26 protein-coding genes and 1 riboswitch are annotated in these 22076 nt (G+C 51.1%); of the genes, 19 read left to right on the top strand and 7 right to left on the bottom strand.

Features of this window, described 5'->3' with window-relative positions; all coding sequences use genetic code 11:
* Nucleotides 1–64 precede the first annotated feature (64 nt).
* From BN348_RS03615 to BN348_RS03630, 3 genes are all read right to left on the bottom strand, one after another.
* Nucleotides 65–667 carry a folate family ECF transporter S component gene (locus BN348_RS03615; protein ID WP_052446682.1) on the bottom strand — a complete coding sequence of 201 codons (603 nt, stop codon included), beginning with the start codon at nucleotides 665–667 and terminating at the stop codon, nucleotides 65–67.
* A 67-nt stretch (nucleotides 668–734) separates the two neighbouring features.
* Nucleotides 735–836, bottom strand: a riboswitch (THF riboswitch).
* 147 nt (nucleotides 837–983) lie between these two features.
* Nucleotides 984–1376, bottom strand: a complete 393-nt coding sequence (locus BN348_RS03625; protein ID WP_040196404.1) for a hypothetical protein — start codon at nucleotides 1374–1376, stop codon at nucleotides 984–986.
* Between the two features lie 84 nt (nucleotides 1377–1460).
* Nucleotides 1461–1772, bottom strand: coding sequence for a helix-turn-helix domain-containing protein (locus BN348_RS03630; RefSeq protein WP_040196293.1), 312 nt, complete (start codon nucleotides 1770–1772; stop codon nucleotides 1461–1463).
* 113 nt (nucleotides 1773–1885) lie between these two features.
* Here BN348_RS03630 and BN348_RS03635 point away from each other — a divergent pair, with 113 nt between their 5' ends.
* Complete coding sequence (locus BN348_RS03635; RefSeq protein ID WP_040196294.1) at nucleotides 1886–2356, top strand: SLOG family protein; 471 nt, start codon at nucleotides 1886–1888, stop codon at nucleotides 2354–2356.
* Nucleotides 2357–2424: 68 nt separating this feature from the next.
* On the opposite strand, the gene tsf is transcribed toward BN348_RS03635, so the two are convergent.
* Both tsf and rpsB read right to left on the bottom strand, forming a co-directional pair.
* Nucleotides 2425–3333: a translation elongation factor Ts gene (tsf, locus tag BN348_RS03640; protein WP_040196296.1), complete on the bottom strand. Its 909-nt coding sequence runs from the start codon at nucleotides 3331–3333 to the stop codon at nucleotides 2425–2427.
* A 38-nt stretch (nucleotides 3334–3371) separates the two neighbouring features.
* The gene (rpsB, locus tag BN348_RS03645; protein WP_040196297.1) at nucleotides 3372–4100 is read right to left on the bottom strand and encodes a 30S ribosomal protein S2; all 729 of its coding nucleotides are present in this window, start codon (nucleotides 4098–4100) and stop codon (nucleotides 3372–3374) included.
* A gap of 501 nt (nucleotides 4101–4601) precedes the next feature.
* Here rpsB and BN348_RS12950 point away from each other — a divergent pair.
* The 11 genes from BN348_RS12950 (at nucleotide 4602) to BN348_RS03700 (ending at nucleotide 12023) form a co-directional block, all read left to right on the top strand.
* Nucleotides 4602–5789, top strand: a complete 1188-nt coding sequence (locus BN348_RS12950; protein ID WP_197068274.1) for an SDR family NAD(P)-dependent oxidoreductase — start codon at nucleotides 4602–4604, stop codon at nucleotides 5787–5789.
* 312 nt (nucleotides 5790–6101) lie between these two features.
* Nucleotides 6102–7718 (top strand): biosynthetic-type acetolactate synthase large subunit, encoded by a 1617-nt coding sequence (ilvB, locus tag BN348_RS03655; protein ID WP_040196299.1) that lies wholly within the window; start codon nucleotides 6102–6104, stop codon nucleotides 7716–7718.
* A gap of 25 nt (nucleotides 7719–7743) precedes the next feature.
* The gene (ilvN, locus tag BN348_RS03660; RefSeq protein WP_040196301.1) at nucleotides 7744–8253 is read left to right on the top strand and encodes an acetolactate synthase small subunit; all 510 of its coding nucleotides are present in this window, start codon (nucleotides 7744–7746) and stop codon (nucleotides 8251–8253) included.
* A gap of 161 nt (nucleotides 8254–8414) precedes the next feature.
* Nucleotides 8415–8627 carry a hypothetical protein gene (locus tag BN348_RS03665; protein WP_040196302.1) on the top strand — a complete coding sequence of 71 codons (213 nt, stop codon included), beginning with the start codon at nucleotides 8415–8417 and terminating at the stop codon, nucleotides 8625–8627.
* Between the two features lie 94 nt (nucleotides 8628–8721).
* Nucleotides 8722–9717: a ketol-acid reductoisomerase gene (gene ilvC, locus BN348_RS03670; RefSeq protein ID WP_040196303.1), complete on the top strand. Its 996-nt coding sequence runs from the start codon at nucleotides 8722–8724 to the stop codon at nucleotides 9715–9717.
* The gene (locus BN348_RS03675; RefSeq protein ID WP_040196305.1) at nucleotides 9704–9988 is read left to right on the top strand and encodes a hypothetical protein; all 285 of its coding nucleotides are present in this window, start codon (nucleotides 9704–9706) and stop codon (nucleotides 9986–9988) included. The genes ilvC and BN348_RS03675 overlap by 14 nt, the downstream gene beginning before the upstream one ends.
* A 203-nt stretch (nucleotides 9989–10191) precedes the next feature.
* On the top strand, nucleotides 10192–10434 hold the full coding sequence (locus BN348_RS03680; RefSeq protein ID WP_040196306.1) for a helix-turn-helix domain-containing protein: 243 nt from the start codon (nucleotides 10192–10194) through the stop codon (nucleotides 10432–10434).
* Nucleotides 10435–10464: 30 nt separating this feature from the next.
* The gene (locus BN348_RS03685; RefSeq protein WP_040196307.1) at nucleotides 10465–10806 is read left to right on the top strand and encodes a helix-turn-helix domain-containing protein; all 342 of its coding nucleotides are present in this window, start codon (nucleotides 10465–10467) and stop codon (nucleotides 10804–10806) included.
* Nucleotides 10807–10907: 101 nt separating this feature from the next.
* Nucleotides 10908–11246 carry a helix-turn-helix domain-containing protein gene (locus BN348_RS03690; RefSeq protein WP_082020770.1) on the top strand — a complete coding sequence of 113 codons (339 nt, stop codon included), beginning with the start codon at nucleotides 10908–10910 and terminating at the stop codon, nucleotides 11244–11246.
* Between the two features lie 59 nt (nucleotides 11247–11305).
* The gene (locus tag BN348_RS03695) at nucleotides 11306–11548 is read left to right on the top strand and encodes a helix-turn-helix domain-containing protein (protein WP_040196308.1); all 243 of its coding nucleotides are present in this window, start codon (nucleotides 11306–11308) and stop codon (nucleotides 11546–11548) included.
* Between the two features lie 46 nt (nucleotides 11549–11594).
* The gene (locus tag BN348_RS03700) at nucleotides 11595–12023 is read left to right on the top strand and encodes an HTH domain-containing protein (RefSeq protein WP_040196309.1); all 429 of its coding nucleotides are present in this window, start codon (nucleotides 11595–11597) and stop codon (nucleotides 12021–12023) included.
* 123 nt (nucleotides 12024–12146) lie between these two features.
* Here the strand turns inward: BN348_RS03700 and BN348_RS03705 are convergent, their stop codons facing one another.
* On the bottom strand, nucleotides 12147–12812 hold the full coding sequence (locus BN348_RS03705) for a metallophosphoesterase (protein ID WP_040196310.1): 666 nt from the start codon (nucleotides 12810–12812) through the stop codon (nucleotides 12147–12149).
* 196 nt (nucleotides 12813–13008) lie between these two features.
* Here BN348_RS03705 and BN348_RS03710 point away from each other — a divergent pair, with 196 nt between their 5' ends.
* From BN348_RS03710 to BN348_RS03740, 7 genes are all read left to right on the top strand, one after another.
* On the top strand, nucleotides 13009–14316 hold the full coding sequence (locus tag BN348_RS03710) for a D-alanyl-D-alanine carboxypeptidase family protein (RefSeq protein WP_040196312.1): 1308 nt from the start codon (nucleotides 13009–13011) through the stop codon (nucleotides 14314–14316).
* A gap of 143 nt (nucleotides 14317–14459) precedes the next feature.
* Entirely contained in the window at nucleotides 14460–15020 is a 561-nt protein-coding gene (locus tag BN348_RS03715) for a hypothetical protein (RefSeq protein ID WP_040196314.1), read from the top strand.
* 291 nt (nucleotides 15021–15311) lie between these two features.
* Nucleotides 15312–16277: a nucleoside recognition domain-containing protein gene (locus BN348_RS03720; protein WP_040196316.1), complete on the top strand. Its 966-nt coding sequence runs from the start codon at nucleotides 15312–15314 to the stop codon at nucleotides 16275–16277.
* Nucleotides 16278–16470: 193 nt separating this feature from the next.
* Nucleotides 16471–17388 carry a Ppx/GppA phosphatase family protein gene (locus BN348_RS03725; RefSeq protein WP_040196318.1) on the top strand — a complete coding sequence of 306 codons (918 nt, stop codon included), beginning with the start codon at nucleotides 16471–16473 and terminating at the stop codon, nucleotides 17386–17388.
* Nucleotides 17378–19498 (top strand): polyphosphate kinase 1, encoded by a 2121-nt coding sequence (gene ppk1 / locus BN348_RS03730; protein WP_242844298.1) that lies wholly within the window; start codon nucleotides 17378–17380, stop codon nucleotides 19496–19498. The genes BN348_RS03725 and ppk1 overlap by 11 nt, the downstream gene beginning before the upstream one ends.
* A 378-nt stretch (nucleotides 19499–19876) precedes the next feature.
* On the top strand, nucleotides 19877–20569 hold the full coding sequence (locus BN348_RS03735; protein WP_040196321.1) for an iron-sulfur cluster assembly scaffold protein: 693 nt from the start codon (nucleotides 19877–19879) through the stop codon (nucleotides 20567–20569).
* A gap of 25 nt (nucleotides 20570–20594) precedes the next feature.
* Nucleotides 20595–21593 (top strand): GGGtGRT protein, encoded by a 999-nt coding sequence (locus BN348_RS03740; RefSeq protein ID WP_040196322.1) that lies wholly within the window; start codon nucleotides 20595–20597, stop codon nucleotides 21591–21593.
* 186 nt (nucleotides 21594–21779) lie between these two features.
* On the opposite strand, the gene BN348_RS03745 is transcribed toward BN348_RS03740, so the two are convergent.
* A complete protein-coding gene (locus BN348_RS03745) occupies nucleotides 21780–22016 on the bottom strand; it encodes a helix-turn-helix domain-containing protein (RefSeq protein WP_040196323.1) in 237 nt (78 codons plus the stop codon).
* Between the last annotated feature and the right edge of the window lie 60 nt (nucleotides 22017–22076).

The raw sequence follows: 22076 nt of genomic DNA on the forward strand, positions 1-22076 counted from the left end.
GGTTCTCTTTGTTTTTATGGGAGTTACTGCTTGTGACATGAATGATATATGTTCAATAGATTGTCTAAAAAATGGGGATGACACGCCCTTTGGGCTTTGGAATAAATCCCTTGCGTGCCAGAACCGGCATCACGGCGCGCAGGATGATCAGCAGCAGGATGACTTCAACCGGCAGCATGATCAGGTTTTTGACGATGCCCTTGGCAAGATAATAGTAGTATGCCTTGCCGTACAGCATGGCACTCCACAGGGAGCCAAGCCCGACGTTGATAAAGATGTTGATGATCAGCCTTGCCAGCACAATCCGGGTTACAGAGACACGGCAGCGGTAGAGCAGCAGCGCGAAGACCAGGAATTCCAGCATGGTGGACAAGGTGTAGCCCGGGAAGAATCCGCCGAGCGGGTGTAGGAAATAGTCGACCATGTCGACGATGAAGCCGGCACTGACGCCGACAACCGGCCCGCAGACGAGACACAGGACCGCGTTTGCGAGGTAGGAGAAATAGATCAGCAGGTTTTCCCCGACCGGGATGAACAGGGAACTGATGATAACCGACGCCGCAATCATCAGTGCGGCAAAGGTCAGCTTGCGGACGCTTTTGAATTCGCGCACCGCACTTTTCCAGTAGGCGCACGAAAAGAGCGGTAAATAACCGTTTTCGGGCATAAAAATAGCCTCCTTCTATGTTTCTGATGTTGCCACATAGAAGAGGTTGTGTACTGCCCTTTTATGTGGCAGCGGGATGCGGAAGATGTACGGCAAGCCAAATCGGCTTTTCGTCCGGCGGACAACTCCCCGTTCCGCCAGCACTTGACCCACAGCTTCCTACTCTGCCATAAGCATAAATACAGTATAGCGCATTCCCTGAAAGATGTCAAATTTTTAGGAAATATCAGGTATATAAAACTGATATTTAAGCAGCCTTTCCTAAGAAAGTTGTCATTAAAAATAATAAAGCTGCTGAAGATTCTTCAGCAGCTTTTTATCCGTATCCCCAGTCTTTGACCAACCAGTTGTCAGATGTGTTATCCCGAATGAGAATCCACTGCCATTCGGTATAGGTCGAATTTGGTTCTAAGCTTCCATTTCCGCCGGAAGGACCGACCTTGAAATTAGACAAAAGCACCATAGAGTTTTTAGAGGTAGAAGTATCTGCTGTCTCATCATACCACAACTCCAAAAGTTCACAATCTTCAAAGTCTTTGAATTTTTCCTTTACTCGTTGAACAGCATTTTCAATGTCTTCCAGACTAAACTTCGAAGATGTACCTATAGAAACCGATACCTGATCAGTTTTACCTGCATTGCAAGCGACAAGTGTCAAACACATGATCAAAGCAAACATGATTGCGATAATTCTAATTCGTGTATCCATGAAAAAGCCCCCATTCACCGCGGTCTGTCCATTTTAAACTACCTGTTTTCAATCGCATGTTTGCCGGAAGTCTCTAATGCGATGCTATCTGGATAGCATGCCGTCTATAAAGATATCTAATTTCTCTTTTTGGGAATCTGAGAGCGCATTGTATTTTTCTATTAACTCTTTCTGTTTCTCAGTGAGAACAATGGAATCTTCCCCATCACAGAAAAACTGTGAAAGTGTGATGTTAAGCCCCTTGCAAATCTTCTCTAAGGATGATATGGACGGCAACATCCCTTTTTTGTACCATGAGGAGATTGTAGACTGCGGTAGATCTGAAAATTTTGCCAATTCATATTCTGACCAATTTTTCTTGATCCGATATTCTGTGATTCTCTTTAAAATATCCATATTTCTCTCATTTCGTATTGTTGTTAGTACCATTATAGAAGAGTAGTATTTGTATTTTAATAATTATTATCGTATAATAGTTACGATAATAATTATTAAGAGGTGATTTTATCATGAAAGAGAGAACTTGTTGTTTTACGGGACATAGAGATCTGTCGGCATGTAAGGTTTCTGCCTTACAGCGCAGTCTAAGAATGGAAATAATAAAATTAATTGAGAAAGGAGTTTGGTATTTTGGCTCGGGAGGGGCTTGCGGGTTTGACCAACTGGCAGCGCTCACGGTACTCGATTTAAAGAAAACATACTCGTATATTAGACTGATATTGATTTTACCTTGTAGGAATCAGGAAAAGTTCTGGAATACTGATGATGCGGCCATGTATAAAACCATTTGTGATCAAGCGGATAAAATCGTCTATACATCGGATCATTATTATACAGGCTGTATGCATAAAAGAAATCGATACCTTGTAGATCACAGTGATTGCTGCATCTGCTACCTGACGCAGCAAAGCGGAGGAACAAAGTATACGGTAGATTATGCATTGAAGAAAAATGTTAGGGTGATTCACCTCAATGTTTAACTTAAATAAGATAAAACAAAAAAAGCCCGGATGCTTCTGCATCCGGGCTTCAATAGCATACAATGTGATTAGTTCATCATGCTGGCAACTTCATCGGCGAAGTTGTCTTCTCTCTTTTCAAGGCCTTCGCCCTTCTCAAAACGGACAAAACTGAGTACCTTGATATCGCCGCCAAGCTCTTTGCCGGTGTTTTCGGTGTACTTCGCAACGGTGATGTCGCCGTCTTTGATGAACGGCTGTTCCAGCAGGCAGACTTCCTTGTAATATTTCGAGATTCTGCCGTTGACCATCTTTTCTGCGATGTTGGCCGGTTTGCCTTCGTTGATTGCCTGCGCGGTGAGGATTTCCCTCTCCTTGGCGACAACCGCTTCCGGAACGTCTTCCTTGCCGACATAGCTTGGGATCGAAGCGGCGACCTGCATCGCGACGTCCTTCGCATAGGCGACGAACTCGTCCTTCGCGGCGATTTCAGGCGTGGTGTCGAATTTGACCATGACGCCGATTCTGCCGGCTCCGTGCATATAGGTGCAGGTGACGCCCTCTTCACGGGCGAAGCGGCGGATCTTCATGTTCTCGCCGATGGTCAGGATCTTCTCACGAAGCATCTCTTCGACGGTGTCGTTCGAGCCGTCCGCTTTGCACTGCAGCAGCGCGTCGACATCGGCCGGATTCTGTTTCGCAACGACATCCGCACAGGTCTTGACGAACTGTACGAAGCTGTCGTTCTTCGCGACGAAGTCGGTTTCCGCGTTGACTTCGATGACAACGCCGACATTCGCGTCGTTGGTCGCATATACAAGTCCTTCCGCAGCGATACGGCCGGCTTTTTTCTCAGCCGCCGCAAGGCCTTTTTCGCGAAGGAGTTCAATTGCTTTATCCATATCACCTTCGGACTGGGTCAGGGCTTTTTTACAGTCCATCATGCCGCAGCCGGTTCTCTCTCTGAGTGCCTGAACATCTTTTGCAGTAAATGCCATAATGATCTTCCTCCAGTCGTTTTATAAGATCTATAGAATTATTCTTCGTTTGCTTCCTCTTCGGATTCCTCGTCTTCCACATCCTGGCCCTGTCTGCCTTCCATGATGGCGTCGGCCATGGTCTGCGCAATCAGTTTGACAGCGCGGATCGCGTCGTCGTTGCCCGGGATGACATAATCGATTTCGTCCGGATCGCAGTTGGTGTCGACGATTGCGACGGTCGGGATGCCGAGCTTCTTCGCTTCAGCGACAGCGATTCTCTCTTTTCTCGGGTCGACGATGAACAGCGCACCCGGGAGACGGTCCATATCCTTGATGCCGCCGAGGAATTTCTCGAGTTCTTCAATTTCAAGGTTGAGCTTGATGACTTCCTTCTTCGGCAGGCGGTCAAAGGTTCCGTCCGCTTCCATCTTGCGCAGCTGCTCGAGTCTGAAAATTCTGCGGCGGATGGTTTTAAAGTTGGTCAGCATGCCGCCGAGCCATCTTGCGTTGACATAGTGTACGCCTGCGCGGAGCGCCTCGTCACGGATCGAATCGCCGGCCTGTTTTTTGGTTCCGACGAACAGGACGGTTTCACCGGAAGCCGCGACGTCGCGAACGAACATATACGCTTCCTCTAATTTCTTGACGGTCTTCTGCAGGTCGATGATGTAGATGCCATTGCGCTCGGTGAAGATGTATTTCGCCATTTTCGGATTCCATCTTCTTGTCTGGTGTCCGAAGTGAACACCTGCTTCCAGTAACTGTTTCATGGATACTACGCCCATAATAAAATCCTCCTTAAGGTTAAATTCCACCGCACACCTTAACTTGAACAGACGACCCCGGCGTTATCCGCCGAAGCACCATGTCTTCCCAAACGGTTGTGCGTGCGTTTTCCTGAAAATTATAGCATTTTACGGGGAGAAAAGCAAGTCTTTTTTTGATGTTTTTGGCTGTAACATAAAGTTGTTGACGAGTTTCATGGGAAAGAGTATAATAAAGGACAATTATTTTCTGAACATCGCCGGTTCTGAAGGATATGATCTTAGTTTTGCCGGCATAAGGGCATCTTAGTGCCGGAAATAAAAAGGCACATATATTTTATTCAATTAAGATATTTTCATATACTGCATCCCGGTTGCAGACCGGCGTGCAGAATCAATCCATAGTAAAACCTGCAGCCATTGCAGCCATGGTAAAGCCAGAGTCTGGGCATAGGTTCGATTGCAGGCTGGTGCACAGGAAACAAATCTATTTGGTAAACAATTGTGAAAGGATGATCGATGATGCTGCTTGAAAAACATCCCGGTTATAAAAACGCGCTGGCGGGGAAAACCGTGCTGCTGACGGGCGCTGGCGGAGGCATCGGTTTTGAAGCGGCAAAGGCGTTCGCCTATATGGGCGCGTCGGTCATCATTGCCGAAATCGACGAGAAAAAGGGGACGGCGGCCGCAAAGCATATCAACGATTGTTATCCCCAATCCGAAACGGTTTATTATCAGGTGGATTTGTCGGATGACACGCAGGTCAGAGCCATGGCGGAACGGATGACGGAGCGGTACGGCTTTATCGATATCCTGTTTCACAACGCGACCATGACGGCGTTGGGCAATGTGGAAGAGGTGCCGATTGAGATATGGGATCAGAGCTTCCGGGTCAATTTCAGAGCACCGCTGCTGCTCACGCAGCTGTTTTTGCCGGAAATGAAGCGCAGGGGCAGAGGCGTCATCGTGTTTGTGCCCTCATCGGGAGCGGCGCCTTACATGGGCGCGTATGAGGTGTTCAAAACCGCGCAGGTGGAGCTTTGCAGCACGCTGGCGGCCGAACTGGAGGAGACAGGGGTTTTTACCTATTCTATAGGGCCAGGTCTGGTCAAAACGGCGACTGCCGAACGCGCCATTGAAATTGTAGCGGACAGGATGGGCATGACGGTCGATGCTTTTTATGGGATGAATGAAAGCCATATGCTGGATGCCGGGGAAGCCGGATGCGGCTTTGCGGTTTCCGTACTGTCCGCCCGGAACTATCACGGACAGGAAATTGGATCGATTCAGGCGCTGCTGGACAGCGGCCTGCTGCAAGAGGACGCGGCCGAAACACGGGAAGTCTGCAGCGAACAGGTGCTTCCATTCATTCAAAAGATGGTCGATATCTTTGAGGAACAGTATGCGGGCTGGATGCGGCGCAATATCTTTGAGCGGCAATGGGTTTTAAGGGATTTTAAAAAGACCGTCGGGATGTCCGCCGACCAGTTCAGGGACAGGTTTGCGCATATGCAGAAACGGTTGTGCGAGGAACGGGATGGAAGCCTTTTGGAGTATGGGGTGCTGTTTGAAAAGCTGAGACTGTATTTTCAGCGTCAGTACAAGCTGCTGCAGGGCTTTGAAAAGAATCCGGAAAAGCTCAAAGAGCACTCCGCCGTCCTCATGGATTGGGTGGACACGTTGGACAAGATCGTCGCTGATATACATTAGACCCAATCGGCATGTAGTGAATTCTGCTGAACCGGTGGAGCTGTGCATCAGAATCCATGATGCGCATTCACAGCGTGTTATCGATTCATTCTATAAATCTGCTGGTTTGCAGGCCGCGAATATGATAAAATTTTAACAGATAATCCATTTAGTCTTTCGAATCTAACGGCCGATTGCCATAAAAGAACGGTCCGTGAAAAGACAAAAGGCGTTATGTTTATACCCATCCATGTTTATATAAATCCATGAAGAATAGAACCGTCATTCAGCAAGATCTGATCATAATGGAAACAGCAAGGAGGCAGTTTCAAGATGATAAATGGTGCAAAGGCAGTTGTGAAATGCCTGGAAAAGGAACAGGTCCCGGTCATCTTCGGTTATCCGGGCGCGGCGATCTGTCCGTTTTACGATGAATTGTCCGAAAGCGGCATCCGGCACATCCTGGTGCGGCAGGAGCAGAACGCGGGACATGCCGCGAGCGGCTATGCGCGCATGACCGGACGGCCCGGCGTCTGTGTGGTGACCTCCGGCCCGGGGGCGACCAACCTGATCACGGCGCTCGCCACCGCCTATATGGATTCCATCCCGCTGATTGCGATCACCGGACAGGTCAGCAGCGACCTGCTCGGCCGGGATGTCTTTCAGGAGGTGGACATCACCGGCGCGGCGGAGCCGTTCACCAAGCACAGCTATCTGCTCAAGGATGCCGCCGACATTCCCAAGGTCTTTAAGGAAGCCTTCTATATCGCGTCCACCGGCCGTCCCGGCCCGGTTCTGATCGACCTGCCGGTGGATATCCAGAAACAGATGATCGATTTTCAGTATCCGCATCAGGTCAGCATCCGCGGCTACAACCCGAACGTCAAGGGACATGTGATCCAGATCAAACGGGTGCTGCAGGCCATCGAGGAGGCGAAGCGCCCGGTGATCTGCGTCGGCGGCGGCGCGTTCGCGTCGGATGCGGCCGGCCAGATCCATGCGTTCTCGGAACAGTTCCAGATTCCGGTGGTCTCGACCATGATGGGCATCAGCATCATGAACACCGACGACCCGCTTTACTACGGCATGCTCGGCATGCACGGAAACAAGTGTGCGAACCGCGCCATCCATGACAGCGATCTGCTGATCATCATCGGCGCGCGGGTCGGGGACCGGGCGGTCAGCACGCCGAACATCCTGGCCAAGCGCACCCGGGTGGTGCACATCGATATCGACCCGGCGGAGATCGGCAAAAACATGCACACCTCGATTCCGCTGGTCGGCGACGCGGCCACGGTGCTCGAACAGCTCTGCGAAAAGGAGCTTCAGACCGACACCGAGGAGTGGATCGAACTGCTTGACGAGCTGCGCGCGCAGCTTCCCAGAGAACTGCCGGAGCGGGAAGGATACGTCAACCCGAAGAACTTTCTGCGGCTGCTTTCCGAAAAGACCGGCGAGAACGCCGTGTTTGTCGCGGATGTCGGCCAGAACCAGATCTGGTCGGCGAACAACCTCATGATCAAAAACAGCCGGTTTCTGACGACCGGCGGCATGGGCACGATGGGGTATTCGGTTCCGGCCGCGGTCGGCGCCAAGCTGGCGTGTCCGGACAGGCAGGTCGTCGCGGTCTGCGGGGACGGTTCGTTCCAGATGCAGCTCTGCGAGCTGGCGACCATCTGCCAGCACGGCGTCCCGGTCAAAATAGTCGTGATGACCAACACCAAGCTCGGCATGGTGCGGGAGCTGCAGTATCAGGGATACCGCGCGAACTACGTCGGGGTTGACCTGAGCGGCAGCCCGGATTTTATGAAGCTGACCGATGCCTACGGCATCGCGCACCGGCGCATCAGCGGCATGGACGAGGCCGGACAGGCCATCGATGAGATGCTGAACGCCGAAGGACCGTACCTGCTGGAATGTATCGTCGACCCGATGGAAAGCTCGCTGTAGCTGAGAACAGAAAGGATGGAATTCCATGAAACATACAATATCAGTCCTGGTTGAGAACCATGCGGGCGTGCTTTCCAGAATATCCGGCCTGTTTTCACGGCGCGGCTTCAACATCGACAGCCTGGCGGTCGGCGTGACCGAGGACCCGACCATCTCGCGCATCACGATTGTCGTGGACGGCAACGACCACACGGTCGAACAGGTGGAGAAGCAGCTCAACAAGCTGATCGATGTGCTGAAGGTGCGCACCATCCCGTCGGATGAGCTGCTCAAACGCGAGCTGGTGCTCATTAAGATCGAGGCGACGCCGAATGAACGCCGGGAAATCATGGACATCGTACAGATTTTGGGCGCGCGGATCATCGACCTGACCGTCACGACGCTGACCATCGAGGTCACCGAGAAGACCGAGAACATCGAGCGCCTGCTGGCGCTGCTGAGCGAGTACAGCGTCAAGGAAATCGCGCGCACCGGCGTCATTGCGCTGCAGAAGGGCAGCGACACAATCAAGGGCAACGGCAAGCAGATCTTGTAGAAACTGCACAATTCCGACAGAAATATAGTTTGTTCAAAAACCGTACAAACTATCCGCGCATTGGTTGGTGTATAATGGGGAACAATCGGATTAAAGCAGTAAAGTAACTGAGACCGGTTACTGATTGTTTTGAAATCCGTATATTCGGGGGAATGGTAAAGATGAGCGTATCCAGAGATGAACTGGTCCTGATGAAATTTGCCGCAAGCGGCGACCGCAGAGAGCTGCTGAGCCTGATGACCGCAGCCGGTGCGAGGATCACCGATGCATCCCCGCGTTTTGTGACCTTTAAGATGATTGATACGCCGGAAAAGATCGAGACGCTTCTGCAGAGCGTACAGAAATATGAACTGCTGGAGCTGCTGCGTTCTTGACGGATGACTCAAATCCCATATGGACAGTGTATCGGTTGCAAGGCCGATTTGCTCATATATTCTGCAGGGCAACCTGTAATGGAGGTAAAGTATTATGGCACAGATTTATTATCAGGAAGATTGCAATTTAAGCTTACTGGATGGTAAAAAGGTTGCAATTATCGGTTATGGTTCCCAGGGACACGCGCATGCGCTGAACCTGCATGAAAGCGGCGTCGATGTCATTGTAGGCCTTTATGAGGGTTCGAAGTCCTGGGCAAAGGCGGAGAAAGCCGGACTCAAGGTTGCAACCGCGTTTGACGCGGCAAAGGAAGCCGACATCATTATGATTCTGATCAACGATGAAAAACAGGCTGATTTATATAAGCAGAGCATCGAGCCGAACCTGAGCGCAGGCAAGGCGCTGGCGTTCGCGCACGGCTTCAACATCCATTTCGGACAGATCGTGCCGCCGAAGGATGTCGATGTGTTCATGGTCGCGCCGAAGGGTCCGGGCCATACGGTCCGCAGCGAATATGTGGAAGGCAAGGGCGTTCCGTGCCTCGTGGCGGTCCATCAGGATGCGACCGGCAGGGCGCTGGATGTCGCGCTGGCCTATGCGGCGGGCATCGGCGGTTCGAGAGCGGGCGTGCTGGAAACCACCTTCCGTCAGGAGACCGAAACCGACCTGTTCGGTGAGCAGGCAGTGCTCTGCGGCGGTGTGACCGCGCTGATGCAGGCGGGCTTTGAAACGCTGGTCGAAGCCGGCTATGCGCCGGAGAACGCATACTTCGAGTGCATCCATGAGATGAAGCTGATCGTCGACCTGATCTATCAGGGCGGTTTCTCGAAGATGAGATATTCGATCTCCGACACCGCTGAGTACGGCGACTATGAGATCGGCAAGCGCATCATCACCGAGGATACCAAGAAAGAGATGAAGAAGGTTCTGAGAGAGATTCAGGACGGCACCTTTGCCCGCAACTGGATTACCGAGAACAAGGTCGGCCGTCCGCACTTCCTGGCTGACAAGAGAATCCATGCGGAGCATCAGCTTGAGCAGGTCGGCAAAGAGCTGCGCAAGATGTACTCCTGGAATGAAGAAGAATAATCCCATCGGGATACATAGCATAAAAGAGGAACCGGGCAGTGAAGCTGTCCGGTTCCTCTTTTTGTCAGAGCTGTTCGGCGATGAATATGGTTCAATCGTTCAACAATGTCTCGGCGGATGTGTGAAATATCCGGGCCAACGCGTGCAGGACCGCTTCGTCTGCGTCCAGTTCCCCGTTTTCAATGAGACTGATCATGTGGTCATTGGCAGAGATGCCGGCCATCTGCAATTTCAGGGCGAGATCAAGCTGCGACAGGGGAGGGGAGCATGATCTTCTGAGTAAGGCAATGTCCTTGCCGTATGAGCATTTAGAATTGTTTTTAGTTTTGTATGAATCCAAAAAATCACCACCCATTATAAAGGTTGATATATAAACCATTATACGATATATAGTCTATAAAGTCTATATATCAACTAATTGGCGGATTTATAATGGATACACTATAATTATTCTGATTGTGGTGGAGGTTTTTTATGAATACACGCGAAGCGGTTGCTGCAAGGATATTGCAACTTTGCGATGAAAGAGACTTAGCTGTTAACGCTTTGGCGCGGCTGTCAGCTGTTCCTCCGTCGACTTTAAAAAGTATTATTTATGGGGCTAGCAAAAATCCGGGAATTGTTACAATAAAAATGCTATGTGACGGTTTGGATATTAATTTAATAGAATTCTTTGATTGTCAGGAGATAAGGGACTTAGAACAGGAGATTCAGTAAGTTCCTTGAACAATGAAGAGGATATGTCCAATGAAAGATCATCAGATTATTTGTGAAATGGGCAGGCGCATTACTTCGGCTCGAAAGAGATTACAATTATCACAGGAAGAGCTGGCCGAAAAAGCAGATGTTTCCCCTCAGATGGTTTCAACAGCGGAACGCGGCGTAAAAGCGGTTCGGCCGGAAAATCTTTTGAAAATAAGCAAGGCACTCGGTGTCAGTACGGACTATCTTCTGACAGGAGAAAAAGTCAATAAAGATTATTCTCTTGTAGCGGAGAAGCTGCTGCGGATTTCACCGAAGTACTTATTTTTGATAGAAGGTATCCTTGACGATTTTTTAACCATTCAGAGTCGGGAAGATTCGATGTGAAATAACGGATGTCCACAGTTTTACATCATTTGCGGACAGGTTATACCGGTACGTTTAAAGCGGTAAACACAGAATTTGAAGCTTTGCGGGGAGTACTTTGCATGGAGATTGACCATATAACAGTGGAAATGGGCAAGCGTATGATCGCCCTGCGTAAAAAATTGCAGCTGTCTCAAGAAGAGCTTGCGGAAAAAGCGGATATGAGCCAGCGCGTTATTTCAACAGCGGAACGCGGCGTGAAGGCGGTCCGTCCTGAAAACCTGCTGAGAATCAGCATCGCGCTTGGTGTCAGTGCGGATTATCTGCTGACTGGGGAACGCGTGGACAAGGATTATTCACTCGTTGCCGATAAGCTCAGCAAGCTGCCGCCGAAATATCTGCCACTGGTCGAAGGCGTCATCGACGAGTGCGTCTCGCTGGAAGACCGCGAAAACAAATAAAAAACCTGCCGGAAGCAAAGAGCCTTCCAGCAGGTTTTCTCACCATAGGGGAGATACATATGGATACCTGTAAAGCAGTTTCATATAGAATTGTCGAGTTGTGCGTGGAACGGAATATCAAGCTCAACACCCTGGCAAGATTGTCGGCGGTTCCGCCATCCACCTTGAAAAACATCATGTACGGGGTCAGTAAAAATCCAGGGATTGTGACCATCAAAATGCTGTGCGACGGGCTGGATATCAGTTTAACAGAATTTTTCGACTGCAGTTTATTCAGGGAGCTGGAACAGGAGATTCGATAAATAAAATAACGTACGGCATGCCGTTCAGAAAGCTGAGGAGGAAAAAATGGACGAATGTACCAATGTTGCCGGGCAGCTCAAGGAGCTGCTCACAGCGTATCAGTTCAATCTGGATACGCTGTCCAGATATCTGCTTTTACCAGCTCAACAGATACTGGAATTATCTGAGGGACATCTTGATTTTTTGCCGGAGGAGCCGGCCTATCGTTTTGCGCTGTTCAATAAGATCCGTTTTCTTTGTTTGAGCGCCGCAGAGGACAAGGATTTGAAGCTGAGCGTTTTTTTAAAGGTGCTGATCTCCTATCATGGGCTGTCTAAAGATACGGTCGCAAGGATGGCAGGCGTGAGCAAACAGGATATAGAAGCTGTTTTAGCTGCCCCGCCCCGCAGGGTAAGCGATGAGGCGAAATTTAACATCGCTGTGACTGTGATGTCGCTGCGGTTTTTCCTCAAGGAATGCGAACCGGAACAATAAGAGATAGAAACAGAAGAAATTTGGCTGTCTGATACAGATTGAATCCGGTTTGTTTTGACAATCATAAACCTGCTGAAAGCGTGAAACTTTCAGCAGGTTTTCCTGTTTTTATTATGAGCGCCATTAAGCCAGCGGATAGACCTTCCAGAACAGCGCCGTATGGGAGGGCGGGATTTTTTTATCCATATGGTACAGCCCGAAGAACCACATCTTGAAATCACAGTTCTTGTTGACCTCATCGAAGAAGGTGTGCAGATGGTTGAAATGATTGTCATCCATGTTGATGAACGCCTTGATAACGCCCGGCGCGTCGTGCGTGACGATGTAGTCGATCTGGTTGTCGTGCTTTTGCAGGCAGGACCGCGCATAGTCGATTTCATCAACGGTGGGCAGCTCGTCAAACCACCAGTAATCGCTGTGCTCATAGATATCGGTATCCCGGGTTTCCCCGCCGCCGAAGGCGAAGATCTTCCTGTCCTCAATGGTATAGACATTGCCGCGCATCAGATGCCACAGCCCGCCGGATATGCGCCGCGCTTTGCCGCCGCAGAATTCTTCGGGTTCGTAGCTCTTCAAAAGATCCTGGTTGTCATGTGTGCCGTCCACGAACAGCACCTGATAGGGACGCTTGCCGATCCATTTCAGCGTCTGCTTCTCCTTTTTGCTGCCGTCCCATAAAAAGCCGAAATCGCCGCAGATGATCAGCGTATCGCCCTTCTTTAACTTTTTGAGCTTGTGATCTTTGAATCGCTCGATATCCCCGTGAAAATCGCCGGTTACATAAATCATGGTACAACTCTCCAACTATCAGATTCGATGGCATGGATTCCATCCGCGCCGGAAATATATTTTAGATTTTTCTCATAAAAAATTCAATCGTGCACAAAAATGCATCTTTTTATTGCCCACAATCTATGATATACTATTCATTAGAATTGTGTGTAGAAATTGTATGAAAATATATAAAAATGAGGAGACCCAAAGCATGAAGAAAAAGGCAGTCGTACTAACGCTACTACTTACTTTATCAGTTTTTGCGAATTTTTTCAATACCTTTGCGGAATATAATCCGCCGTTTGAAATTTCCGCGAAGGCGGCGCTGCTGGTAAATTTGGATACCAACGAGGTGCTGTACTCCAAAAATCCGGATGAGAAGCTGTATCCGGCGTCGCTGACCAAGATCATGACGGCGATTCTGCTGATGGAAAATGTGAAGGACCTGGATGCGGAAACTGCGACAGCCAAGGACTATATTTATGAGGAATTCGTCGGCCTGGACATCTCCACCGCGGATATCCGGCATGGAGAGACATTGACGATGAACCAGCTGCTGCACTGCATGCTCATCCAGTCCGCGAATGAAGCGGCCAGCATTGTGGCGGACAAGCTGGGGAATGGCAGCATCCCGAAATTTGTGGAGATGATGAACGCGAAGGCACAGGAAATCGGGGCGGTCAACACGCATTTCACCAACCCGCACGGCCTGTTCGATCCCGAGCAGTACACCACGGCGGAGGACCTGCGCAAGATCACGCAGTATGCGCTCAATATTCCCGGCTTTTCGGATGTCGTCAAGCAAACCCGTTATGGAATTGCGGAAACCAACAAGCACGAGGCGCGCACGCTGGTCACCACCAACCTCATGATGGATGAGGTGAACGGCGGCATGTACTACGATTCCCGCGTTGAAGGTGTCAAGACCGGCTCGCTGCCGGAAAGCGGCAAGAATCTGATCACGACGGCGACGTCGGGCGATTACCGGTATCTGCTGATCATCCTCGGCGAGCCGATTGACGATATGCTGCATTTTACCGATACCTCCAAGCTGTATGACTGGGCGTTCGAATCGTTTGAGGATAAGGAACTGCTTTCCACCGAGAAGTCGGTGGCGCAGGTGAAGCTGGAGCTTTCCTGGGAGAAGGACCAGCTGCTGCTCTACCCGGAGCGGGGTTTTGAAGCGCTGGTTCCCAATGAAATCGACGCAAGCTCCGTTCAGCCGGTGCCGGTGATTCCGGAAAGCGTCAAGGCCCCCATCAAGAAGGGGGAGCGCATTGGATACATCAACCTGATGCTGTCCGGCGAGCAGATCGGGCAGGTCCCGCTGGTTTCACAGGAGGATATCGGCCGGAACTTCCTGCTGTCCGCCATGGACGCGGCCACCGATATTGTGCGGTCGTTCTGGTTTAAGTTTATCGTCATCTTCCTGGTCGTGTTGCTGATCGAGTATATCGCTGTCACCATCTGGAAGAACCAGAGCCGCAAACAGCGGTACCATAAAATGACCAAACGTTAAAATTTTCTATAAAGATCGCCGTCAGTCCCTTTTCAAAGACGGCGATCTGTGTTATAATGCATGTATGAAGCTTTCATTGATATTCTATGGTTTTTTTATGAAAGCATCCGCTCGAAAATTGATGAAATGATGAGGTGTTACCCATGGGAAGTGTGGAAATGGTTATGACCTATGCGATTATCTACGCATCGGTACTGGCCGCCTTTCTGATTGTGTTATATGTGTTTCTGGCCATCGGCCTGTTCTGTATGGCAAAGACCGAAGGAAAACGCGCGCCGTTTCTGGCGTGGATTCCAATCGCCAATGTATTCCTGTTCGGCAGCATCGCGGACAGTGTGATCCGCCGCAGAAAAGGCCGGGGCTTCTGCTTCAGCATCCTGCTGACGCTGCTGTTTGTGACAGCCGCGGCGACGCTGTACTTCTTCGGCTGGTGGGGGATGATCGCGGCCGGCCTGTTCTTAATCGGCGCCTATGCGGCCCTCGGCTTTATCTACAGCGACTATGCGTCGGATGCATTTCCGCTTTACATGGTCCTGTCGATTATCCTGGTGCCGGTTATGCCGTTTGTGCTCTTCCTGTCCCGCCGCGATGTGCCGTCCGGCCTGCGAAGCGGTTCGGATGCTGAAGCGCCCGATTTATCTGCCAGTATGGAGATGCCGGGGGATAACTGGGGCGGCTCCGATTTCACGGCAGGCGGTTTTTAATGACCGCACAGGCTTTTAACGATCGTACAGAACTTGAAATATTATTACGGCCTGTTTCTGAAAAAACATCCGTTATGATTTCAAGGACCACACGTAAAACCGGAAGTCCGAAACGGTGCGGGCAGCGGAAATCACCTTGTGGAATGATCCTTTCAGCATGGTATGTTTCATTCCGGGCCTGATAAAATCATGGTATGTTTGTATTCTGTGCCTAATAAAATAAAGAGTAGGCACAGAACCGCGTTCGGCTGCTGAACAACAGTCAAATTGAGTGAAAAGAGATGAATGTAAATGACGCCCTATGAACCCTATTTCTATTATTCTCATGACATCCCGACAGAGGAAGCGCTGCGTATCTTTTCCGATATGATTATGGTACTGATGACCTTTGCCATCATCTTTGCGGCGGCAACTTTTCTGGCGGCCTATATCATAGAGGCAATCGGCGTAAACAGGATGGCAAAGAACAGGAAGCTCAAGCATCCCGCGCTTGCCTGGGTACCGATTGCGCGCGCTTATGTATTTGGAGAAATCGTCGATGATATCAATGGACACCAGCATGTACAGTCCAAACACCGGATTGCCTGGCTGCTTGTTTATATTTTTGATGTGCTGGTCACCATTTTGACACTGATCGTCAGCTTTACCATGGTGTTTCAATTGCTGGAACAGCTGCCTTATCTCGAAGATGGCAGTTATACGCCGCAGCTGCAGCAGTTTATGTCATCCATGATGGTATTCAGTATCATTTCCATGGTCATGGGACTGCTGGCGGTAGGCGCGACGGTTTACCAGCTGATTCTGAGCTACCGAATCTTCAGGGACTACGATCCGAAGAACAAGGTGGTCTATATCGTACTTTCGATTCTGGTGCCGCTGGCCCTTCCGATCATCCTTTTGGTGATCTCAAAAAAGAAACCGGTTACGCTGGGCGGGGCGCCCTATCCGCCGCCGCGTTCAAACAGCTATGGAAATCCGTACTGGAACCAGCAGAACCAGGGCTGGAACCCGAATTTTAACCAGGGTCAGTATCCCAGCCAGAATCAGAACCCAAACTGGAATCAGGGTCAGTATCCCGATCAGGGCTGGGGCCAAGGTGCGAATCCAAATTGGAATCAGAACCCGAATGATAACCAGAGCCAGTATCCCAACCAGGGCTGGAGCCAGAATCCGAACGGGAACCAGGGTCGGCATCAAGCTCCCGATCAAAATCAGGATCCGAATCATGGCTGGGATCAGAATGACTGGAACAGGTAATTCCGGCTGCCATATCTGAAAAATATACGAAGCAATACGTTTTAACAATCGCCCAGAATCTTATGATCGGTAGGATTTTGGGCGTTTTGCGTTTTTATAAAGATGAGGTGCAACTTTTACAGATCATTCATACCATTTTGGTGGTAAGCGAGCGGGAAATCTGTAAAATGGAAAGTATGGGAGGCTAAAACAGATGTTATGTGGCGTGATCGATGTGGGTTCCAACTCCATCCGGATGTCTATTTACCGGTGTGCCGGCAATGATTTTCAGATTCTGATGAATCAAAAGACCGTTGCGGGGCTCGCATCCTATGTTACGGATAACCGGATCAACTCGTTCGGCATCCGCAAGGCCTGCGAGGTGCTGGAAGAATATATGCGGATCCTCAAGGGATTCGGCGTCGAGACCTGCCGCGCGTTTGCGACGGCGTCGCTGCGCAATGTCCAGAACCGGGAGGAAGCGCTGCGGGAATTGAAGGAGCGTTTGGGCGTCGAGGTGGAAATCCTGTCCGGCGACGAGGAAGCGCGCCTTGGCTTTGTCGGCATGCAGCATCAGATGCAGGCGAAAGAGGGCATCATGGCGGATATCGGCGGGGCCAGCACCGAGCTGCTCTATTTTGAAGACGGGAAAGTCCTCTATAAGGAGAGCCTGCCGGTCGGAAGCCTGTCGCTGTACAGCGGCTTTGTCAAGGCCATCTTCCCGATCGATGTGGAAAAGAAGGCGATCAAACGCGCGATTGACGAACAGCTGAGCAGGGTGATGTGGTTTTCCAGGCTCAAGACCCAGCATCTGTACGGCATCGGCGGCACGTTCCGCTCCGCGCAGAAGCTGGCACTCCAGATACTGCCCGAGGATCTGCCCGCCGACACCATTCCAACCGATGTCATACGGCATCTTTTGAAGAATTACCATCATATTGACAAAAAGATGTGCCATGAGCTGCTGCAGGTCATGCCGGAACGAATCCACACCATCCTTCCCGGGCTGATGATTCTGGAGGCGGTCGCCAGAAAGTTCAAATGCGTGGACTTCTCCGTGAGCAGCTACGGCGTGCGGGAAGGATATCTGATATCGAATCTATTGAAACAGGGGAATCATGATGAACAGTGATCTACAATGTATGCAGAACCGGGAGCTGAGCTGGCTGAAATTCAACGAGCGTGTCCTCGAAGAGGCGAACTGCGAGGAGACGCCGCTCTATGAAAGGCTCAAGTTTATCTCGATTTTTACAACGAATCTCGATGAGTTCTATATGGTGCGCGTGGGCAGCCTGACCGACCTGGCGCTGATGGAGCCGGATGAAATCGACAACAAGTCCGGCATGACCCCCATAGAGCAGCTTGAAGCGATCTATGAGGCGACGGTGCCGCTGTATGCGCTTCGGGACCGGGCGCTGGGAGACATCGAAGAAAAGCTGCAGAAGCACGGCATTCAGCAGATGCGGCCAAGCGAGCTGACCACCTTCGAGCAGCACTACGCGGAGCGGTACTTCGAGGAGGAGGTCATGCCGCTGCTCTCGCCGCAGATCATCGACGTGCGGCATCCGTTCCCGCATCTGGAGAACAAGCAGCTCAATATCGCGGTGTTGCTGCGCCACAAGGGCCGCACGCTGTTCGGCATCATACCGGTCAACCCGGCGCTCAAGCGGATCATCCAGATCCCGCAGGACAGCCTGCGCTATATGCTGGTGGAGGATCTGATCCTCTCCTATGCGGCGAAGGTGTTCGACATGTACGAGGTGGTCGAAAGTACCATCATGTGCGTAACCCGCAACGCCGACATCAACACCGACGAAGGATTCTTTGACGAGGATATGGATTACCGGCAGCACATGCGCAAGGTCATCAAGAAGCGCGAACGCCTCGCGCCGGTGCGGCTGGAGATCCAGTCGATGATCAGCGACGAGTTTTCCGACTACCTGTGCCGCAGGCTCAACATCAAAAAGAGGCAGATCTTTGTCAGCCGCATCCCGCTGGATATGTCGTTTATCTTTTCGTTCCAGGACAGTCTGCCGCCCGCGCTCAAGCAGACGCTGCTGAATAAGCCGTTCACCCCGCAGGCCTCCGCCGGCGTCAATCCGCACGAGAGCATGACGCGGCAGGTCCTGCGCAAGGATATCTTCCTGTCCTATCCGTTCGAAAGCATGACGCCGTTTTTAAACCTGATCAAGGAGGCTGCGTCGGATGCGGCGGTCGTCTCGATCAAGATCACGCTGTACCGCATAGCGCGCCAGTCCAAGCTGGCCGAATACCTGATCACGGCGGCCGAAAACGGCAAGGAGGTCACCGTGCTGATGGAGCTGCGCGCGCGGTTTGACGAGCAGAACAACATTGAGTGGGCGCAGCGGCTCGAGGAGGCCGGCTGCCGGGTCATCTACGGGCTTGACGGCTTCAAGGTACACTCGAAGATCTGCCTGATCACCCGCCGCGAACGCACAAAGATCCAGTACATCACCCAGATTGCCACCGGCAACTACAACGAGAGCACCGCGAAGCTCTACACCGACCTGTCGCTTCTGACCTCGAACCAGGAGATCGGAGAGGACGCCGTGTCGTTCTTCAAAAACCTCGCGCTGGGCAACCTGAACGGCCAGTACCGCCATCTGCGGGTATCGCCGTCCAGCTTAAAGCCGATGATCATGACGATGGTCGACCGCGAGATACGCAAGGCAAAATCCGGGGAAGAGGGAAGCATCTTTATGAAGATGAACTCGCTGACCGATAAAGGCGTCATCGAAAAGCTGATTGAGGCGTCGATGGCCGGCGTGCGCGTCCAGCTGATCATCCGCGGCATCTGCTGCCTGATTCCGCAGGTGCCGGGCAGGACCGAGAACATCACGGTCATCAGCATCGTCGGGCGTTTTTTGGAGCATTCGCGCATCTACTGCTTTGGAAAGGGCGCGGACCGCAAGCTTTACATTTCCTCCGCGGACATGATGACGAGGAATACCGAACGGCGCGTCGAGATCGCCTGCCCGGTACTCGACCAGAAGATCGCGGACCGGATCATGCAGATGATCGACATCCAGCTGCACGACAACGTCAAAGCGCGCGAGCAGTCATCGGACGGCAGATACACGCTGCGGCAGTCGTCGGGCGGCCAGAGGGTCAACAGCCAGGAGTATTTTATGGAGGAAGCCATCCGCAACGCGGCCCTGGTGCCGGCGGCGCCGCCGAAGAAGCACAGCCTGCTGCGAAGGCTGTTTCAGAAAAAAGGATAATCTCACAGAAGAGGGCAGCGTCCGAAAAACGGGGACTGCCGTCTCCTGTTTTTTATATGGTAAGATACGCGGTAGAAGGGCCGAACATGTATTGCCAATTGGCGGAGAACGGCCGTATCCATGCAGCGGTATAACGGCGGTATGCAGATGGAAGCGGCTTGTTTTCCGGATGCAGCACGCTGCTGTGAGAAAGCCGCATTTTGCGCGGTTCGGGGAAACGGTAAAGAATGTTACATAGTTATTAATTTAACAACAAGTTCCGTCAGGACACTTGCGAAAGTCGTCAAAAAATATTATAATGGGTAGGAAGTTGAGATATCAACGCTCTTTTGAGAAGGATAACACCAAAAATATAAAAGCGGGAGGAGTTACCTAGATATGACGTATTCTCATGAAGTAGAGAACATGTGCGTTCTCGCAAAAGGTCCGAATCACGGACCGGCACCAATTCCTGAAGAAGGCAAATGGGTAAAAGCGTATCAGATCACCGACATTTCCGGTCTTTCCCACGGTGTGGGCTGGTGTGCGCCGCAGCAGGGCGCATGTAAGCTGACCCTGAATGTCAAGGATGGTATCATCGAAGAGGCTCTGGTGGAAACCCTGGGCTGTTCCGGTATGACCCATTCCGCAGCGATGGCGGCTGAAATCCTGCCGGGCAAAACGATGCTCGAGGCACTGAACACCGACCTTGTCTGCGACGCGATCAACGTTGCCATGCGCGAAATCTTCAAACAGCTGGTATACGGCAGAAGCCAGACCGCGTTCTCCGAAGGCGGCCTGCCGGTCGGCGCCGGTCTGGAGGATTTGGGAAAAGGACTCCGTTCCCAGGTTGGAACCATGTTCAGCACCAAAGCAAAGGGCGTCCGCTATCTGGAAATGGCGGAGGGCTACATCCTGAACATCGCTGTCGATGAGAACGATGAGGTCATCGGCTACAAATTCGTCAAGCTCGGCAAAATGCTTGAGGACATCCGTCACGGTGCCAATCCGGCCGAAGCGTATGAGAAGAACATCGGTACCTATGGACGTTATGACGGCGCTGCCAAGTATATCGACCCGAGAGAAGAATAATTGAAAGGATAGGAGGTACTGAATTATGGCTCAATTCGAAGGAAAAGAAAGAAGAATGGCAAAAATTGAGGCATGTCTGAAGGAATATGGTTTCAGCAGCCTTGAGGATGCCCGTGATCTTTGCTTAAGCAAAAATATTGATGTAGAGGCGATTGTCAAAGGTGTTCAGCCTATCGCTTTTGAGAATGCTTGCTGGGCGTATACCCTCGGCGTTGCAATTGCGCTGAAAAAGGGCATCGACAAAGCTGCCGACGCTGCCGAAGCGATCGGTATCGGCCTGCAGGCGTTTTGTATCCCGGGTTCGGTCGCGGAACAGAGAAACGTTGGACAGGGCCACGGAAATCTCGGCGCCATGCTGCTGAGAGAAGAGACCAAATGCTTCTGCTTCCTGGCTGGACATGAGTCCTTCGCCGCTGCAGAGGGCGCGATCGGTATCGCGAGAACCGCAAACAAAGCGCGTAAAGAACCGCTGCGCGTCATCCTGAACGGACTTGGCAAGGATGCCGCGTACATCATTTCGAGAATCAACGGCTTCACCTATGTGGAGACCGATTATGACTTCGCCACCGGCGAGCTGAATGTCGTCCGTGAGGTCGCGTTCTCCGACGGCGACAAGGCGAAGGTAAAATGCTACGGCGCGAACGACGTGCTCGAAGGCGTTGCGGTCATGAAAAAGGAAAAGGTCGACGTTTCCATCACCGGAAACTCCACCAACCCGACAAGGTTCCAGCATCTGGTTGCCGGTACCTATAAGAAATGGTCCTATGAGAACGACGTCAAATACTTCTCGGTTGCTTCCGGCGGCGGTACGGGACGTACGCTGCATCCGGACAACATGGCGGCAGGCCCGGCTTCCTACGGTCTGACCGATTCGATGGGACGTATGCACGGCGACGCTCAGTTCGCCGGATCCTCCTCCGTTCCGGCGCATGTCGAGATGATGGGACTCATCGGCATGGGCAACAACCCGATGGTCGGCGCTACCGTGGCGTGCGCGGTTGCGGTTGAAGAAGCAGGCAAATAAGCGTTGAATTATGACTGCCCATTACCTGTTTTTCAGGTAATGGGCAGTTTTATTTGTAATCAAAATGATCGTAAATTTTGTAGAGCGATAAGTTTGTAGCGTGATAAAACGGAAGTTAAAAAATTTCCGCTTATAGGAGTTAGGGATATAGGAGCCTGCACAATTAAAAATGACAAGAGGAAAAGATCATTCTTTTCCCCTTGTCATTTTTGAATATGGTTTTTTCTCATCCGTTCTGTCAATTAAATAGTCAACGCTTGTCCCATAGAAGTCAGCCAGTTTTTCAAGGAGAGGGGCCGTCCATTCGATGACGCCATTTTCATATTTGGAATATGTGTTTTGAACGACTCCGAGGTGCTTGGCAATCTCCCACTGCTTTTTATCGGCATCGATACGAAGTTCTTTTATATGCCTGTAATTCATACTTATCACCCAAGATTATTATAACTTATCTGAATTATATATTTTAACTTTCATCTCGAA

The sequence above is a fragment of the Candidatus Soleaferrea massiliensis AP7 genome (assembly GCF_000820765.1).
GTDB lineage: Bacteria > Bacillota > Clostridia > Oscillospirales > Ruminococcaceae > Soleaferrea > Soleaferrea massiliensis.

Excerpts from the sequence above, each read along its gene's own strand:
- BN348_RS03615 (WP_052446682.1), bottom strand. The coding sequence starts at position 667 with ATGCCCGAAAACGGTTATTTACCGCTCTTTTCGTGCGCCTACTGGAAA.
- BN348_RS03625 (WP_040196404.1), bottom strand. The coding sequence starts at position 1,376 with ATGGATACACGAATTAGAATTATCGCAATCATGTTTGCTTTGATCATG.
- BN348_RS03630 (WP_040196293.1), bottom strand. The coding sequence starts at position 1,772 with ATGGATATTTTAAAGAGAATCACAGAATATCGGATCAAGAAAAATTGG.
- BN348_RS03635 (WP_040196294.1), top strand. The coding sequence starts at position 1,886 with ATGAAAGAGAGAACTTGTTGTTTTACGGGACATAGAGATCTGTCGGCA.
- tsf (WP_040196296.1), bottom strand. The coding sequence starts at position 3,333 with ATGGCATTTACTGCAAAAGATGTTCAGGCACTCAGAGAGAGAACCGGC.
- rpsB (WP_040196297.1), bottom strand. The coding sequence starts at position 4,100 with ATGGGCGTAGTATCCATGAAACAGTTACTGGAAGCAGGTGTTCACTTC.
- BN348_RS12950 (WP_197068274.1), top strand. The coding sequence starts at position 4,602 with ATGCTGCTTGAAAAACATCCCGGTTATAAAAACGCGCTGGCGGGGAAA.
- ilvB (WP_040196299.1), top strand. The coding sequence starts at position 6,102 with ATGATAAATGGTGCAAAGGCAGTTGTGAAATGCCTGGAAAAGGAACAG.
- ilvN (WP_040196301.1), top strand. The coding sequence starts at position 7,744 with ATGAAACATACAATATCAGTCCTGGTTGAGAACCATGCGGGCGTGCTT.
- BN348_RS03665 (WP_040196302.1), top strand. The coding sequence starts at position 8,415 with ATGAGCGTATCCAGAGATGAACTGGTCCTGATGAAATTTGCCGCAAGC.
- ilvC (WP_040196303.1), top strand. The coding sequence starts at position 8,722 with ATGGCACAGATTTATTATCAGGAAGATTGCAATTTAAGCTTACTGGAT.
- BN348_RS03675 (WP_040196305.1), top strand. The coding sequence starts at position 9,704 with ATGAAGAAGAATAATCCCATCGGGATACATAGCATAAAAGAGGAACCG.
- BN348_RS03680 (WP_040196306.1), top strand. The coding sequence starts at position 10,192 with ATGAATACACGCGAAGCGGTTGCTGCAAGGATATTGCAACTTTGCGAT.
- BN348_RS03685 (WP_040196307.1), top strand. The coding sequence starts at position 10,465 with ATGAAAGATCATCAGATTATTTGTGAAATGGGCAGGCGCATTACTTCG.
- BN348_RS03690 (WP_082020770.1), top strand. The coding sequence starts at position 10,908 with ATGGAGATTGACCATATAACAGTGGAAATGGGCAAGCGTATGATCGCC.
- BN348_RS03695 (WP_040196308.1), top strand. The coding sequence starts at position 11,306 with ATGGATACCTGTAAAGCAGTTTCATATAGAATTGTCGAGTTGTGCGTG.
- BN348_RS03700 (WP_040196309.1), top strand. The coding sequence starts at position 11,595 with ATGGACGAATGTACCAATGTTGCCGGGCAGCTCAAGGAGCTGCTCACA.
- BN348_RS03705 (WP_040196310.1), bottom strand. The coding sequence starts at position 12,812 with ATGATTTATGTAACCGGCGATTTTCACGGGGATATCGAGCGATTCAAA.
- BN348_RS03710 (WP_040196312.1), top strand. The coding sequence starts at position 13,009 with ATGAAGAAAAAGGCAGTCGTACTAACGCTACTACTTACTTTATCAGTT.
- BN348_RS03715 (WP_040196314.1), top strand. The coding sequence starts at position 14,460 with ATGGGAAGTGTGGAAATGGTTATGACCTATGCGATTATCTACGCATCG.
- BN348_RS03720 (WP_040196316.1), top strand. The coding sequence starts at position 15,312 with ATGACGCCCTATGAACCCTATTTCTATTATTCTCATGACATCCCGACA.
- BN348_RS03725 (WP_040196318.1), top strand. The coding sequence starts at position 16,471 with ATGTTATGTGGCGTGATCGATGTGGGTTCCAACTCCATCCGGATGTCT.
- ppk1 (WP_242844298.1), top strand. The coding sequence starts at position 17,378 with ATGAACAGTGATCTACAATGTATGCAGAACCGGGAGCTGAGCTGGCTG.
- BN348_RS03735 (WP_040196321.1), top strand. The coding sequence starts at position 19,877 with ATGACGTATTCTCATGAAGTAGAGAACATGTGCGTTCTCGCAAAAGGT.
- BN348_RS03740 (WP_040196322.1), top strand. The coding sequence starts at position 20,595 with ATGGCTCAATTCGAAGGAAAAGAAAGAAGAATGGCAAAAATTGAGGCA.
- BN348_RS03745 (WP_040196323.1), bottom strand. The coding sequence starts at position 22,016 with ATGAATTACAGGCATATAAAAGAACTTCGTATCGATGCCGATAAAAAG.